This window comes from Xanthomonas sp. NCPPB 3218, from assembly GCF_056725185.1.
Genome location: NZ_CM161516.1, coordinates 857050 through 871980, shown reverse-complemented (window position 1 = coordinate 871980; position 14931 = coordinate 857050). Strand labels below are relative to the sequence as shown.

13 protein-coding genes are annotated in these 14931 nt (G+C 66.4%); 4 read left to right on the top strand and 9 right to left on the bottom strand.

Annotated features, from left to right (window positions below; translation table 11 throughout):
• Positions 1-2: 2 nt before the first annotated feature.
• Complete coding sequence (locus tag AC1PLS_RS03755) at positions 3-1481, bottom strand: hypothetical protein (protein ID WP_024939662.1); 1479 nt, start codon at positions 1479-1481, stop codon at positions 3-5.
• Positions 1482-1670: 189 nt separating this feature from the next.
• On the opposite strand from AC1PLS_RS03755, the gene AC1PLS_RS03750 reads away from it, so the two are divergent.
• Positions 1671-2531 (top strand): 2OG-Fe(II) oxygenase, encoded by an 861-nt coding sequence (locus tag AC1PLS_RS03750; protein WP_481104222.1) that lies wholly within the window; start codon positions 1671-1673, stop codon positions 2529-2531.
• A gap of 312 nt (positions 2532-2843) precedes the next feature.
• On the top strand, positions 2844-4889 hold the full coding sequence (locus AC1PLS_RS03745) for a TonB-dependent receptor (RefSeq protein WP_481104221.1): 2046 nt from the start codon (positions 2844-2846) through the stop codon (positions 4887-4889).
• Positions 4890-5121: 232 nt separating this feature from the next.
• Here AC1PLS_RS03745 and AC1PLS_RS03740 read toward each other — a convergent pair whose 3' ends face one another.
• Together AC1PLS_RS03740 and AC1PLS_RS03735 are read right to left on the bottom strand one after the other, a co-directional pair.
• A complete protein-coding gene (locus AC1PLS_RS03740) occupies positions 5122-5490 on the bottom strand; it encodes a VanZ family protein (protein ID WP_202397592.1) in 369 nt (122 codons plus the stop codon).
• 32 nt (positions 5491-5522) lie between these two features.
• Entirely contained in the window at positions 5523-6776 is a 1254-nt protein-coding gene (locus tag AC1PLS_RS03735; RefSeq protein ID WP_180968853.1) for a class I SAM-dependent methyltransferase, read from the bottom strand.
• Between AC1PLS_RS03735 and AC1PLS_RS03730 the strand changes: the two genes are divergently transcribed.
• Complete coding sequence (locus AC1PLS_RS03730) at positions 6775-7512, top strand: pteridine reductase (protein WP_481104220.1); 738 nt, start codon at positions 6775-6777, stop codon at positions 7510-7512. The two genes, AC1PLS_RS03735 and AC1PLS_RS03730, sit on opposite strands and share 2 nt — an antisense overlap.
• 12 nt (positions 7513-7524) lie before the next feature.
• On the opposite strand, the gene folK is transcribed toward AC1PLS_RS03730, so the two are convergent.
• The 5 genes from folK to AC1PLS_RS03705 form a co-directional block, all read right to left on the bottom strand.
• Positions 7525-8037 (bottom strand): 2-amino-4-hydroxy-6-hydroxymethyldihydropteridine diphosphokinase, encoded by a 513-nt coding sequence (gene folK / locus AC1PLS_RS03725; RefSeq protein ID WP_046345647.1) that lies wholly within the window; start codon positions 8035-8037, stop codon positions 7525-7527.
• Between the two features lie 92 nt (positions 8038-8129).
• Positions 8130-9632 (bottom strand): hybrid sensor histidine kinase/response regulator, encoded by a 1503-nt coding sequence (locus tag AC1PLS_RS03720; RefSeq protein WP_024939668.1) that lies wholly within the window; start codon positions 9630-9632, stop codon positions 8130-8132.
• Between the two features lie 3 nt (positions 9633-9635).
• Positions 9636-10076, bottom strand: coding sequence for a response regulator (locus tag AC1PLS_RS03715; protein WP_016900854.1), 441 nt, complete (start codon positions 10074-10076; stop codon positions 9636-9638).
• Positions 10073-11884: a sensor histidine kinase gene (locus AC1PLS_RS03710; RefSeq protein ID WP_024939669.1), complete on the bottom strand. Its 1812-nt coding sequence runs from the start codon at positions 11882-11884 to the stop codon at positions 10073-10075. The genes AC1PLS_RS03715 and AC1PLS_RS03710 overlap by 4 nt, the downstream gene beginning before the upstream one ends.
• A 286-nt stretch (positions 11885-12170) precedes the next feature.
• Entirely contained in the window at positions 12171-12545 is a 375-nt protein-coding gene (locus tag AC1PLS_RS03705; protein ID WP_024939670.1) for a BON domain-containing protein, read from the bottom strand.
• A 150-nt stretch (positions 12546-12695) separates the two neighbouring features.
• Here AC1PLS_RS03705 and AC1PLS_RS03700 point away from each other — a divergent pair, with 150 nt between their 5' ends.
• Positions 12696-13763: an oxidoreductase gene (locus AC1PLS_RS03700; RefSeq protein WP_184432159.1), complete on the top strand. Its 1068-nt coding sequence runs from the start codon at positions 12696-12698 to the stop codon at positions 13761-13763.
• A gap of 210 nt (positions 13764-13973) precedes the next feature.
• On the opposite strand, the gene gnd is transcribed toward AC1PLS_RS03700, so the two are convergent.
• The gene (gnd, locus tag AC1PLS_RS03695) at positions 13974-14915 is read right to left on the bottom strand and encodes a phosphogluconate dehydrogenase (NAD(+)-dependent, decarboxylating) (protein ID WP_102252802.1); all 942 of its coding nucleotides are present in this window, start codon (positions 14913-14915) and stop codon (positions 13974-13976) included.
• Positions 14916-14931: the final 16 nt, after the last annotated feature.

The window sequence follows — 14931 nt, the reverse complement described above, 5'->3', positions numbered from 1 at the left end:
CCTCAGCAGGGACGATCGGCGGTCAGGCCGCAGGTCCAGCCCTGCCACCAGGTGTCGTTGGCATCGCGCACGCCACCGATGTAGTTCACCTGCTGGAAGAAGCTGCTCACCCCGTTCAAGCCCTGGAAGGCCGGCACGGCGCTTTCGTTGGCGCCATTGACGAAGGTGTTCTGCAACGTGGACACGCCGTTGGCGACGTTGTTGGTGCCGGCCGCGAACTGGGTGGCCGCACGCGCGTCGCTGCCGAAGGCCGTCGGGCAGGCGAAGAACACCGAGTTGAAGGTCCCGAGCGTGTCGGCATCGGCCAGGTTGAAGCACACCAGGCCATCACCGCTGCCACCGGCCGGACGCGTGACGACCGAGTTGTAGAACGCGGCCTGCGTGCCCTGGTTGAGCATGATCGCCGCACCGGCGCGCGCATTGCCCACGTAGGTGAAGTTGGCCACCTTCGGGCGCGAATACGGCTGACGGCGCAGGCTGCTCCACTCGTTCATGCGGTCGCCGCCACCGGCGCGCTGCACCACGATGCCGAACTGCAGGGCGCCGTTCCAGCCGGCATCGGTATCCAGCGAATCGTCGTCGGCGCCGGTGATCACGATGTGGCTGCCGTTGACGGTGCCACCGAACCATTCGATACCGTCGTCGGAGCTATTGTGGATCTGCACATGATCCAGGCGCGTGCCGCTGCCCACGCCGGCCAGGGTGATGCCCTGCAGCTCGTTGTTGGGCGAAATTTCGAAGCCCGAATACATCACCCGCAGGTAGCGCATGGAGCCGCTGTTGTCGGTGGCGCTGTTGCCGCCGTAGAACGCATTGGTACCTTCCACCTGCGCCTGGCATTCCGGCGTACCGGAGACCGTGGTGCCCGGGCAGTTGTTGATGGCCGCACGGCCCAGCACCACGATGCCGCCCCACAAGCCGATGGTGTTGGCGCTGACCTGGCCCTCCAGCGCCTGGCGCGCGGTGAACACGATCGGGGCGGTGGCGCTGCCTTCGGCAAAGATCTGCGAACCGCGATTGACCACGATGTAGTCGCTACCCGCCGAACCGAACAGGGTCACGCCCGGCTCGATGGTCAGGATGCCCTGCGTGCTGCCGGCGGCCGGTGCGATGGCGTTGCCGCCGCGGTCGGTGCCCACGTTGACGCGTCCGCTGATCGAATACGCCGTGCCCGCACGTGCCGGCACCACCAGGTTGCCGTTGATGGTGTCCGGCAGCTGGCAGGCGCGCAGCGTGTTGTTGGCGATGGTGCCGACGTTGGAGAAACCGGTCGGGCAATCGGCGGCCGGGCCGGTCGGTGCCGGAGCGGGCGTGGGTGCAGGCGTGGGCGCCGGGGTCGGTGCGGGAGCCGGCGTCGGTGCCGGCGGAAATGCGCCCTCGCCGGGCGAGGCGACACGATCGGCACCACCACCGCAGGCCGACAAGGCCAGCGCGGTACCAAAGGTCATGAGAAGTGTCTTGCTGCTATTGCGAACGGACATGCGGCTGATCTCCAGGTCAAGGAAGGTCCGGTATGAAGAGGAGTCGTCAAGAATTGGTTGCGTTCCGCTCACTGCAGTGGCGAGCACGTTCAAGATCCCCGTCACTTTTATAGGGGCTGTCTGTTTCATTTGTCTTACGACGACACAATTGACACATGCCTGCCACACATTGACATGCACTGTAGGAGGATGACTCCGCCTCCCATCCCCGCTGCCCTGGGCGACTGGATCATTGCGCAGGCAATGGCCGGCCAGCCGCCCGAACAAGCGCTACAGCCGCTCCTGGATCAGGGCTGGAACGAACAGGACGCCATCGACGCAGTCGAGGCCCTGCTGCGCGACCACATCCACCAGCACGCGCAGACCCATGGCCTGCCGGTGCCGGTGCGCGTGCCGGCAGTGCTGCAGGACAACGATGCCTCGTTGCTGGACCTGGGCGATCGCCAAGTACGCGTGCTGGTCAGCCTGTTGCTGCCGCGCGTGGTGGTGCTGGGCGATTTCCTGTCCGATGCCGAATGCGAGGCATTGATCGCACTGGCGCAGCCACGCCTGGCGCGTTCGCGCACGGTGGACAACGACAACGGCGCGCAGATCGTGCATGCCGCACGCACCAGCCACAGCATGTGCCTGCGGCTGGGGCAGGATGCGCTGTGCCAACGCATCGAAGCACGCATCGCCCGCCTGCTCGACTGGCCCGTGGACCACGGCGAGGGACTGCAGGTGTTGCGCTATGCCACCGGCGCCGAGTATCAACCGCACTACGATTACTTCGACCCCGCGGCCGCCGGCACGCCGGTGTTGCTGCAGGCCGGCGGCCAACGCGTCGCATCGCTGGTGATGTATCTCAACACGCCGGAACGCGGCGGCGCCACGCGCTTTCCCGATGCGCACCTGGACGTTGCCGCCGTCAAAGGCAATGCGGTGTTCTTCAGCTACGACCGCCCGCATCCAATGACACGCAGCCTGCATGCCGGCGCACCGGTCCTGGCCGGCGAAAAATGGGTGGCGACCAAGTGGTTACGCGAACGCGCGGTACGCATGCCCGGCTAACGCTCCGCAGAACACCGGCACCAGCGGCCGGCACGTACCGCCGCGACCAGCCCCCCTGCCGCCTGCCACCCAAGCCTGTTGCGCCGGGCCAGCTACGCCTGGTCACCGGAGCTGCTGCCGGCCTCCAATCCTGCTGACCGCAGCCACCGCTGAGCGCGGTGCGAAGCGCGCTGGCTGCCGCGATCCCGCCCCCGGCAGCGCACGCGCACCGCGAGCACCCTGCAGCTCGGATCGAAGATTTGTCATTTATGTTATAATATTGCAAAAGATGCCACATTCGGTTTCCCACTTCGCATTGGTGCTGTCCGATCCATGAAGATCCACATTCTCGCGGCGGCCGTCGGCGCCGTTCTGCTGCTCCCTGAGGCACGCGCACAGTCGTCCGATTCGGCGCTGACGCTCGGCAAGGTCGATGTCCACCAGCATGGCGAAGGCCAACTCACCGCGCATCAGGTACTGACCTCGGTGGACGTGCTGGGGGCCGATCAGATCGAGGACAAGAACGTGTCCTATAGCTGGGAGCTGCTCGGGCAGATGCCCGGCATCCAGCTCACCGAAACCCGGCAAGGCGCCGAATCGGGCAAGGTCAGCTTTCGCGCCTTCAACGGCGAGGGTTACCTCAATGCGATCAAGACGCTGATCGACGGCATCCCCAGCAACGTCAACAGTGGCAACCAGCGCTTCATCGACATGCTGTTCCCGCTGGAAATCAATTACATCGAAGTGGTGCGCGGCACCAATGATCCGCGCTACGGCCTGCACAATATCGGCGGCAACATCAATTTCGGCACGCGCCAGGGCGGCAGTTACACCGACGCGCGCCTGACCTACGGCAGCTTCAACACCCGCGATGCGCAGCTGGCCGTGGGACGCGAACGCGACGGGGTTGCGCAGAACTATTTCGTCGGCGTGCAGGCCTCCGATGGCTACCGCGACCACGACACCTCCAGCAAGTATTCGTTGGGCGGCAAGTGGTTCTACGGCAACCTCGACGACGGCATGCGCATTGGCCTGACCGCACGCGTCTATCACAACCAGGCCGACGAACCCGGCTTCATGACCGCAGCGGAAATGCAGGCAGACCGTCGCAGTTCGGACCTGCGCAACCGCAACGACGGCGACGACCGCGACATGCGCCAGTTCGGCGTCCATCTGGATCTAAAGCTGGCAGACGGGCTGTTTTTCGGCACCAAGCTTTACTCCAACCGCTATCACGACGACCGCCGGGTGACCTTCAGCGACCTGCCCACCGGCAATGCGCCACGCCAGCGCCGCATCTGGGACGAGACCCAGGTCGGCATGCTCAACACGCTGACCTGGCGCAGCAGCGACACGCTCACCCTGGAAGGCGGCATCAACTACGAGCATCAGGACAACGCCTACCGACGCGAGCGTTTCAGCTATGCCGAGCCCACCGATTTCGATGCCACGCCGGCACGCATCCAGAACGACGACCGCCATACCTTCGACAACTGGGGTGCCTACGTGCAGGCGATCTATCAGCCGACCGAGGCGCTGAAGATCGTGCCGGCCTACCGTGTGGACCGCTTCGACGGCGACACCCGACTGCCCGGCGGCGTTCGCGCGCCGCTGCAGCGCTATGGCACCATCGAGCAGCCCAAACTGAGCCTGGTCTACGCCTTTACCCCGACCACCAACGTCTATGCCAACTGGGGCCGCAGCTTCCAGGTGCTGACCGGGTCCACGGCGCCGGCTTACCTCACCGCCGGGCAGGCGGACGTCCGCCCGTCCACCAATACCGGCGTGGAGCTGGGCATGAAATTCAGCCCGTTCCAGGGCGGCCAGGCGCGCATTGCGGTGTGGCAACAGGATGCGGCCAACGAAGTCTCCAACATGCCCGCCACCGGCACCACTGTCACCCTGGGCAAGACACGCAGGCGTGGGGTGGATGCGCAGATCAATGCGCAGCTGGGCGACAGGTGGACGCTATGGGCATCGCACGCGTACCAGGAGGCAAAGATCGAACGCGACGACCGCGATGCCAGCGTGTCGCTGGTCGGCCGCGAAGTGGCCGCAACGCCGCGTTACATCAGCAACGTCGGCGTCGAGTACCGCCCGACCGCTGCGCTGCGCTTGGGAATGCAGGGCCGCGCGCAAGGCGACTACTATCTGGAGGAGCGCAACCTGGCCGGCAAATACGGCGGCTTCGCCACCCTGGATCTCACCGCCAGATACACCATCACTCCCGCCTGGAGCGTGGATCTGCAGGTCCGCAATGCCACCGGCCGCGAGTATGCCTACGTGTGGTACGACAGCTTCTTCTGGACGCAGGCGCAGCCGATGTTTTCGCCAGCGGCAGGGCGCCAGCTCTATCTTGGCCTGAACATGAAGCTGTAACCCGCGCATCCACAGGCTGCGATCGACGTCTCATCCGATGATGTACGCGTGGCTGCTACCCGATGCAGCCATGCGCCGGATCCGGGACTCCACACACTGCAGGCAGCTGCCACGACATCCCGCTACCCGCTGCCGATGCGTCAATGCGTCAATGCGTCATCGCAAGTACACCGCCCGATAACGGCAGTGCCTGGCGCACACGCGCATTCGTACACGCATGCGCGCACGCAACTCAACCCCGCGCGAACAGGCGCTGGTCGATCCGCAACATCACAAGACACAACGGCGTCCACGCCAGGCACAGGCCTGCAGCAATGCCCAGCGTGTCGGCCAGCGCATCGTATGGGTCGGCGCTTCGGTTGGTGGTCAGTGCGCCTTGCGCGATCTCGATGCCAACGCCTAAAGCCACCAGACCGATGGCCGCACCAAGCTGCGCGCGGCGCGTGGCAAACAACTGCACCGCGCCCCAGCACAACAGCGCGAAGGTCAAAAAGTGCTCGGCCTTGTCGCTGTTATCCGGCAGCTCCGGAATCTCCGGCGGCGGCCCCAGGCAGACCGCGATCACCACCACGATCGCAGCGATCCACAACCCCACCCACAACCGCGGCCGATGAAACGGGCGCAGCGTCTGCGTCACAGCCGCCACGTGAGATCGCCCGCCAGGAATGCCGGCGCAAAATCGACGTCGCGCGCAAAACCCATCACCTGGAAGCGCTCACCCATTTCGCTGGGCAAGGTCAGCCGCTTGATTTGCTCGCGCAGCCGCATGCGCCCTACTTCGTCGGTGCGCGTGTCGGCCTGCGCCAACAACGCATCCAGGCCATTGCCGAGCAGAAAACTCGCCTGCGTGCAGTAGCCGGCCAATTCGAAACCGGCTCCGGTGCCGGCCTCCGCCAACGCGGTGAAGTCCACCGACGCAGTCAGATCCTGCAGGCCCGGCCAGCGATACAAATCCTCATGCATACGATGGCGATAGAACGCGCGCAGGGTGCCGTCTTCGCGCTGCGCACGATAGAACTCGCCACGCGGGTAACCGTAATCGACGAACAACATCGCGCCGCGCTTCAGACCGCCAGCCACCGCCTGGATCCAGTAAGGCAACTGCGGCAGCAGCTCGGAGCGATAACCATCGGCGAAGGGCTGCTCCAGATAACGTTCCAGATGCCGCACTGCCGCGCCCAGCAAGGCATCGGCCGGCTGCTCGCCGCGCGCGAATTGCTGCTGCGCATCCAGCACCACGGTTTCTTCATACACCTCGCCGTCGCGCAGCGTGAAGCGCGGCGTGGGCAATGCGTCGATCACTTCGTTGGCGAACAGCACCCCGTCCCAATCGTCCGGGAACGGCCCGTCCAGCCACTCCACCAGATCGAACACCGGCGGGATCAGGCTGCGTCCCAACCGCTCGCGCTGACGCTCGCGCAGGTCGGCACTGGGCTCCAGGATCGCGTAACGCTCCGGCAGCGCATCCAGCTCGAGCAGGCGCTTGAGCGTGACTTCGGCAAATGCACCGCTGCCGCCGCCCACTTCCAGCACGCGCGCCTGCGGCCCGAGCTGCTGCAGCACCGGTGCCAGCGCACCGGACACGGTGGCCGCGAACAACGGCCCCAGCTCCGGTGCGGTGACGAAATCGCCAGCCTCGCCGAACTTGCTGGAGCCGGCGCTGTAATAGCCCAGACCCGGCGCGTACAACGCCAGCTCCATGAAACGCGAGAACGGAATCGCACCACCGGCGGCGGCGATCTCGGCGCGCAGATGCGCGGCCAGCCGGTCGCTATGCGCCAGGGCGTCCGGATCGGGAGTAGGAAGGTCGGCGTGCATGCGGGCACCGGTTGCGGGGACAATGCACAGGATAGCCGAGCCCTTTGCAACGCCGAGCGAGTGCGCCATGACAGACAGTTCCAAGGTGGTGTTGATCACCGGTGCAGGTCGCCGGATTGGCGCGCAGATCGCCACCACGCTGCATGCGGCCGGCTACCGCGTTGCCCTGCATGCGCACCGCTCCGGCGCGGCGCTCGGCGCGCGCGTAGCGGAGCTCTGCGCCCTGCGCGCCGGCAGCGCGCAGGCCTTGCACGCCGACCTGCGCCTGCCGGAGGCACCGGCGCGGCTGGTCGCCGACTGCATCGCCGCGTTCGGCCGCCTGGATGGCGTGGTCAACAATGCCTCCGCGTTCTACCCCACCGCGCTCGGCGCAGCGACAGCCGCGCAATGGGACGAGCTGTTCGCAGTCAATGCACGCGCACCGTTCTTCATCGCCCAGGCTGCCGCCGCGCAGCTGCGCCAGCACCGCGGCGCCATCGTCAACATCACCGACCTGCACGCGCAGCAGCCGATGCGCAATCACCCGCTGTACGGCGCGTCCAAGAGTGCGCTGGAAATGCTGACCCGCTCGCTCGCGCTGGAGCTGGCACCGGAGGTGCGCGTCAACGCGGTCGCGCCCGGCGCGATCCTGTGGCCGGAGGAGGGCAAATCCGCAGCGGCCAGGCAGGCGCTGCTCGCACGCACGCCGCTGGCCCGCATCGGCACGCCCGAGGAAATCGCCGAGGCGGTGCGCTGGCTGCTGGACGACGCCGGCTTCGTCACCGGCCACACCCTGCATGTGGACGGTGGCCGCCAGCTCAGTTGAGCTGCAATGGCGCTAGCGCGCCACATCCAGCGCCGGGGCCGCGTCCAGCGCCACCGTCATGAACGCAATGCCGTGCTGCGGGTGCGCCTGCCACAGCGCGGCCAAGGTCTGCCCGCTGAGCGGATCGACAAAGTCGGGTGCGATATCGGCCAGCGGCTTCAATACGAAGGCATGCTTGAGCTCGGGCCGCGGGATGCGCAGATGACCGGGGCCTTCGATGATGCAATCGCCGAAGAACACCACATCCACGTCCAGCGTGCGGTCGCTGAAACGCGGGCCGCTGCGATCGCGGCCGTGCGCATCTTCCAGCGCATGCAGCCAATGATCCAGCGCAGCCAGGTCCATGTCCGTGTCCAGCGCCACGGCGTTGTTGACGAAGTCCGGCCCGTCGAAGCCCACCGCCGGCGTGCGGTACGCAGGCGAGACGGCAAGCTGGCCGAAGCGTGCGCGCAAGGCGTCGACGGCCAGGCGCAGGTAGTGGGTCGGCTGGACGTTGCTGCCGAGGCTGAGAAGCACGGTGGTCATGCGTTATTCGCGCATGCGGCCAGCGTGGGCGTCAACTGTTGCAATCGTCCCGCATCTGAGCCTGCCCGCCCGCAGCGCGCCAAACCCTGGCCTCAGGCCGCTTCCAGCGCATGCGCCACCGCGCGGAACACCCGGCGCATTTCCAGCGGTTTGCGCAGCACATGCACCGGGATGTCCGGCGGAAAATGCGAACGTTGCAGCGGCGCGCCGACATCCTCGAGCACGATCGCCGGGCCGTGGTAGCCCAGCTCCTGCATGCTCAACAACACGCTCACCGCCGAGAGCTGGATGATGTCGCTGTCGATGATCACCAGGTCCGGCATCGCGTGCTGCTGCACCAGTTGCAGCGCCGCCGCGCCATCGGTGGCCAGCTGCGGTTGATAGCCCTGGCTGGACAAGGCATTGCCCAGCAGCGACAGGCGCGTGGCCTCGCCATCCACCAGCAGGATGCGCTGCCCATGCCCCAACGCCAGCGGCGGCTCGGTGTCGGCAATCGTCACTGCGGCCGCACGCATCGGCACGATCATGTCGAACCGCGTGCCCTCGCCCAGGCGGCTGTCGACCACGATGCTGCCGCCGTAGCTTTCGACGATGCGCTTGCAGGAAATCAGCCCCAGGCCGGTGCCATCGGCCTTGGTGGTGAAGAACGGACTGAACAGGCGTGCGCGGGTATCCTCGTTCATGCCCACGCCGGTGTCGGCCACGCTCATGCGCACGCGCGTGCCGTCGTGGCGATCGGCCGACAGGGTCAGCATCCCGCCGCCCGGCATCGCCTGGATCGCATTCAGGCCCAGGTTGAGCAGGCATTGCTGCAACTCGGTGTAGTTGGCCTCGATGGTCAGATCCAGCGGAATCGTGTCCATCTGCAGGCGCACGCCGTCGGGCAGGCTGCTCTTGAGCAACATCTGCACCGCCTGGAACAGGCTGGCGATCGACACCTGCTCGCGCGGCTTGTTGGAGCCACGCACGAACGAGAGCATCGACTCGGCCATCTCGTGCCCGCGCCGGCCGCACTCGGCCACCACGTTGGCCAGCTGGCGCAGCTGCGGATCGTCGGTGCGTCCGGCCAGCAGGTCGGGCACGATCAGCAACGGCTGCAGGATGTTGCGCAGGTCGTGGCTCAACCCGGCCGCCAGCATTGCCAGGCTTTCCAGCCGTTGCGCGCGCATCAGCTCGCTCTCTACGCGCTGGCGTTCCAGGTCGGCGCGCGCCTCGCGGATCGCGCGGATCACCGCGCTCGGCAGGCGGGTCGGATTGTGCTTGATGATGTAGTCGTTGGCGCCGTCCTGCAGCGCCTTGACCGCGGTCTCCTCGCCCATGGTGCCGGAGACGAAAATGAAGGGCGTGGCGCCGCTCTGGCGCACCAGGCGCAGCGCCTGATGGCCGGAAAAACCGGGCATGCTCAGGTCCGACAGCACGATGTCCGGCTGGAATTCATCCAGTGCGGCACGCAGCGACGGCTCGCTGTCCACCCGCTCGAACGCCGCATCCAGCCCGGCATCGAGCAGCTGATCGGACAACAGCTCGGCGTCTTCCGGTGAATCTTCCACCAGAAGGATCTTCAGCTGCTCCAGTTTGCCCCCCTCTTGCAGCATGGGTCAGTCCAGCTCCGGTGCCTGATTGATGACCGCCCAGAAGGTGCCGAGCGTCTTGACTGCGTTGAAGAACTGATCCACGTCCACCGGCTTGACCACGTAGGCGTTCACGCCCAGGTCCCAGCTGCGGGCAAGATCGCTCTCCTCGCGCGAGGACGACAGGATCACCACCGGCAGGCGCTTGAGCGACTCCTCGCTGCGGATCTGCTTGAGCACTTCCAGCCCGTCCAGGCGCGGCATCTTGATGTCCAGCAGCAACACCGCCGGCAAGCCTTCCTCGCGATCGGCGAAGATGCCCCGACGCAACAGATAGTCCATGGTCTCCACGCCGTCCTCGACGTGCACGATGGGATTGGCCAGGCGGGCTTCGCGCAGCGCGTCGACGGCCATTTCCGCATCGGCCGGGCTGTCTTCTGCCAGAAGAATGGTACGGATGGCGGTCATACATTGAACTCTTGGTTGGGCGCTTCAAGCGCAGGAGGAAGCACAAAATAGAACGTGGCGCCTTCGTCGACCGCGCCTTCGGCCCAGACCCGGCCGCCGTGACGCGTCAGCACACGCCGCACGCTGGCCAGGCCGATACCGGTCCCGGGATATTCGCTGGCCTTGTGCAGGCGCTGGAACACGCCGAACAACTTGGCGCTGTATTCCATGTCGAAGCCGGCGCCATTGTCGCGCACGCTGAACTGGTGGCCGCCGTCGGCCATCGGCGTGTAGGTGACCTCGATCCTGGCCACCTCGCGCTTGGTGCTGTATTTCACCGCGTTGCCGAGCAGGTTCATCCACAGCTGGCGCATCATGTTCTCGTCGGCCACCAGCACCGGCAACGGCGCGATATGCCAGTCCACACGGTGGCCGGTGTTCTCGCTCTGCACGTTGGAATCCAGGATCGCGCGGGTTTCCGACACCAGCGACTGCATGTCCACCGCCTGCAACCGCAGCGCGCTGCGGCCCAGGCGCGAGTACACCAGCAGATCGTCGATCAGCGACGCCATGCGCCGCGCCGAGCTGCTGATCACTTCCATGTAGTGACGCGATTTCTCGTCCGCCGCATCGCCCAGGTGGCGCGCCAGCTTGTCGGAGAATCCGGCCACATGGCGCAGCGGCGCGCGCAGATCGTGCGAGACCGAATAGCTGAAGGCTTCCAGCTCGCGATTGACCTCCGACACCTGCTCCACCTTGCCTTCCATCTGCCGGTTGAGCTCCTGGATGCGCAGCTGCGAGGCCTTCTGCAGGCTGATGTCGCTGACCGTCATCAGCACCACGTCTTCGTCGCTGGTGTCCGGCAGCGGCATGCGCCGCGCGTTGATCAGCATGGTGCGCTGCACGCCATCGGCGGCGCGCTGCTCGTGTTCGTAGTCCCACAACTCGCGGCCGCGCAGCAACACGTCGGCCAGCCGCTGATGGATCTGCGCATCGCGCCAGACGCCATCGCCCACGTCCTCCAGCGGCATCGATTCGTTGCCGCGCTCGTCCAACCCGTACAACTCGGCAAACGCCGGGTTGTGCAGCAGGATGCGCTGGCCGGAATCCAGCAGCACGATCGGCTCGCGCACGGTCTGCAGCACCGACGACGCGCGGCCGTTGGCGCGCAGGTATTCCTGTTCGGCCGCCAGGCGGCGACGGATCTGCCGCTGCAGCAACCAGGTCACCGTGCCCAGCAGCAGCAACTGCACCACCAGCGTGCCCCAGCTCAACACCGCGTAATGCGTGCGTTCGGTGTCGGCGCGCGCACTGCGCAACTCCAGCAGCTTGCCCTCGGCGTCCTGCAACTCGTCGATCAGCACGCGGATCGGGTTGTTCAGGGTCATGTCGTTGATCAGCAGACGGATCTGCTCCGGCGCGGTGGTCACCGCAATCCGCTCGGCCAGCAACAGGCGCCGCTCGATGGTGCTCTGGATACGCCCCATCCGCACCTGCTGTGCGGGGTTGTCCTTGGTCAGCACGATCAGCCGCTGCACCGCCGCCAGCGACTCGCGCCGGCCGCGCCGCATGCGCTCCAGCAGGGCCGGGCGCTGCACGCCGTGCGAGCGCATCAAGGCCGCAGATTCGGTATCGCGCATCGCCGCTTCCAGGCGCTGGGCGGTCTCCTGCACCTCCTGGCTATGCGACACCCACACCGCGGCCTGGTTGGCGTTGTGCGCCATCTGCTGCAGCAGCAGCGACGGCACCACCACAATCAGAAACACGGCAACCGCCAGTAATGGCAGGCGCCAGCGATCCCATCTGTCTTCTTGGACCGTTGTCTGCATTGCTAGGTCTGTATCCGCTCGCTGCCAAGGCCCCGAAGGCAAGTCGGCATTGTCTCCGATCAGGCTCAGGATGAGATTAACGATTCAGCCTGATCACTCCCACGGCGACATAGCTGAATGGGCATATCATAAGTGCAGTAAACGTGAAAATGGCGCGAGCGCCCGGCCGCCCGTCGGCGTGCCCGTCTTGCGCGCAGGCAACAAAAAAGGCGCACCCCATGGAGTGCGCCTTGTGCTCGGTTCAGCCGCCTCGCCTCGGCTGGCCCGGCATTCGCTACCGCTGCAGTTACATCTTTGCAGCGACGACCTTCAGGCCGGTGGACTTGACGCTCTTGACGCCCTCGATGCCCTTGGCAACTGCCACGGCCTTGTCGTGCTCGGCCTTGGTGGCAACCGTGCCGGTCAGGGTGACGATGCCGTTCTTGGTCTCGACCTTGACGTCGGTGCCCGACACATTGTCGGTGGCCAGCAGATCGGCCTTCACCTTGGTGGTGATCCAGGTGTCGGTCACCGGCTTCTTGGATTCGTTCATGTTGTCGGCAGCGTGATCCTTGTGCGCGGCGTGCTCCTGCGGCGCAGCGAATGCCTGGGAGGCACCCAGCGTCAGACCGAGCGACAGCGCCAGAGCCAGCAACTTGCGTGCATGTGTGATGTTCTTCATCGGATGTACCCTCCTGTGAATGTGGCCGCAGTCTGCAGTGGCGCTCGTCGTGCACACGTGACTGCCGGATGCAGGGGTTGTGAACCCGGCGCACACGGGTGGGTGCAATACCATGGAGGCCTCCTCCGTCGTTGCGATGAACCGTTTTCAATGCCTAAACCGTTCAATCTGGCCGTCGTCGGCTATGGCTATGTCGGCCGCACTTTCCATGCCCCGCTGATCGCCGGCACCCCCGGTCTGGCCCTGCCCAGCGTGGTGTCGTCCAAGCCGCAGCAGGTGCAGGCCGACTTCCCCGATGTCGCCGTGCTGGCCGATCTGGAAACGGCATTGGCCGATCCGGCGCTGGACGCGGTGGTGCTGGCCACCCCCAACCAGACCCACGCACCGTTCGCGTTGCAGGCCCTGGCCGCCGGCAAGCATGTGCTGGTGGACAAGCCCTTTGCGTTGGACGCCGCACAGGCGCGCGAAGTGGTCGCTGCGGCGGCGGCGGCCGGGCGCGTCGTCAGCGTGTTCCAGAACCGGCGCTGGGATGCGGACTTCCTCACCGTGCGCCGGCTGATCGACGAAGGCCAGTTGGGCGAGGTGGTGGAATTCCATTCGCACTTCGACCGCTTCCGGCCGCAGGTGCGCGACCGCTGGCGCGAAAGCGACATCCCCGGCGCCGGTCTCTGGTACGACCTGGGACCGCATCTGCTCGATCAGGCGCTGCAGCTGTTCGGCACGCCACAGGCGATCGGCGCGGACCTGCAGCGCCAGCGCAACCAGGCGCGCAGCGACGACTATTTCCACGTCACCCTGCGTTACCCGCGGCTGCGCGTGATCCTGCACGCCGGCTCGCTGGTGGCCGACAGCGGCCTGCGCTTTGCCGTGCACGGCACCCGTGGCAGTTACCTCAAGCATGGGCTGGATACCCAGGAAGACCAGCTACGCGCCGGGCGCCGCCCCGGTACCGCCGGTTGGGGCGTGGACCCGCTTCCGGGCACGCTGACCCGCGTCGACGACGAAGGCCGCGTGCATACCCATCAACCCGACACCACGCCGGGCGACTACCGCCAGTGCTACGCCGCGTTTCGCGATGCCCTGGCCGGCGCCGGACCGGCACCGGTCAGCGCTGCCGACGCGGTGCAGGTGATGGAGCTGCTGGAGCTGGCACAACGCAGCGCCGCTTCGGGCCAGGTGCAATGGCTGGAAGGCGCGAACGCAGCTTCACGCGACTGATGCACGGCCGGGCACCGGTGCAGGCGCCCAGCCGATATTGGGCATCGGCAATGTCGCGCTCGCGTCTTGCGGTGCCACGCCCAGGCACTGCATCGATGCCGCACTGCCATCAGTCAGCGGACACGCCGGCAGTCGCCAGACACAGACGCGATGGAACAGACCTGCACTGCACTGCGCGCCATGCAGGCGCGCAGGAATCGGCGCGATCGCTCAGACGTCCTTGCTGCCGATCGTCGGCGCGGCTTCCGTGGTGGTCTTGACCGCATGACCACCGAACTGGTTGCGCATTGCGGCCAGCAGCTTGTCGGTGAACGAATCCTTGTCGCGCGAGCGCAGCCGCTCCATCAGCGACAAGGTGATGATCGGCGCCGACACTTCCAGGTCGATCGCCTCGGCCACCGTCCAGCGCCCTTCGCCCGAATCGGCCACGAACGGTGCGATACCGGCCATGGTCGGATTGTGCGCCAGCGCATCGGCGGTGAGATCCAGCAGCCACGAACGCACCACGCTGCCATCGCGCCAGATCTCGGCGACCTGGTGCAGGTCCAGCGCAAAGTCGCTCTTGTGCTGCATCAGCGCGAAGCCCTCGGCATAGGCCTGCATCATTCCGTACTCGATGCCGTTGTGGACCATCTTGGTGAAGTGGCCGGCGCCGCTCGGGCCGACGCGGCCCCAGCCCTTGTCCGCTGCCGGCGCCAGCGTGGCCAGGACCGGATGCAGCGTGGTCACCGCCGCTTCGTCGCCGCCGACCATCAGGCTGTAGCCTTCCTGCAGGCCCCAGACGCCGCCGCTGGTGCCGCAATCGACAAAGGCGATCCCACTGGCATGCAGCAGCGCGGCGCGGCGTTGCGAATCCTTGTAGTACGAATTGCCGCCATCGATGACGATGTCGCCGGCCTGCAACAGCGGCAGCAGCTGCGCCAGGGTGTCGTCGACGATCTTGCCCGCCGGCACCATCAACCACACCACGCGCGGGCTCGGCAGCGCGGACACCAGTGCGTCCAGCGCATCGGCGGTGACAATGCCCTTGGCCTGCGCACTGCTACGCGCACCTTCGCCAGGATCGTAGCCATGCACGCGGTGTCCGCCGTGCACCAGGCGCTCGGCCATGTTGGCGCCCATGCGGCCCAAACCCACCATACCCAGTTCCATAATCGCTCCTCATGAT

What these genes read in the sequence shown, in the direction of transcription:
- AC1PLS_RS03700 (WP_184432159.1), top strand. Translation starts at nt 12,696, where the DNA reads ATGCCTAAACCGTTCAATCTGGCCGTCGTCGGCTATGGCTATGTCGGC.
- AC1PLS_RS03755 (WP_024939662.1), bottom strand. Translation starts at nt 1,481, where the DNA reads ATGTCCGTTCGCAATAGCAGCAAGACACTTCTCATGACCTTTGGTACC.
- AC1PLS_RS03715 (WP_016900854.1), bottom strand. Translation starts at nt 10,076, where the DNA reads ATGACCGCCATCCGTACCATTCTTCTGGCAGAAGACAGCCCGGCCGAT.
- AC1PLS_RS03720 (WP_024939668.1), bottom strand. Translation starts at nt 9,632, where the DNA reads ATGCTGCAAGAGGGGGGCAAACTGGAGCAGCTGAAGATCCTTCTGGTG.
- gnd (WP_102252802.1), bottom strand. Translation starts at nt 14,915, where the DNA reads ATGGAACTGGGTATGGTGGGTTTGGGCCGCATGGGCGCCAACATGGCC.
- AC1PLS_RS03710 (WP_024939669.1), bottom strand. Translation starts at nt 11,884, where the DNA reads ATGCAGACAACGGTCCAAGAAGACAGATGGGATCGCTGGCGCCTGCCA.
- folK (WP_046345647.1), bottom strand. Translation starts at nt 8,037, where the DNA reads ATGACCACCGTGCTTCTCAGCCTCGGCAGCAACGTCCAGCCGACCCAC.
- AC1PLS_RS03750 (WP_481104222.1), top strand. Translation starts at nt 1,671, where the DNA reads ATGACTCCGCCTCCCATCCCCGCTGCCCTGGGCGACTGGATCATTGCG.
- AC1PLS_RS03730 (WP_481104220.1), top strand. Translation starts at nt 6,775, where the DNA reads ATGACAGACAGTTCCAAGGTGGTGTTGATCACCGGTGCAGGTCGCCGG.
- AC1PLS_RS03745 (WP_481104221.1), top strand. Translation starts at nt 2,844, where the DNA reads ATGAAGATCCACATTCTCGCGGCGGCCGTCGGCGCCGTTCTGCTGCTC.
- AC1PLS_RS03735 (WP_180968853.1), bottom strand. Translation starts at nt 6,776, where the DNA reads ATGGCGCACTCGCTCGGCGTTGCAAAGGGCTCGGCTATCCTGTGCATT.
- AC1PLS_RS03705 (WP_024939670.1), bottom strand. Translation starts at nt 12,545, where the DNA reads ATGAAGAACATCACACATGCACGCAAGTTGCTGGCTCTGGCGCTGTCG.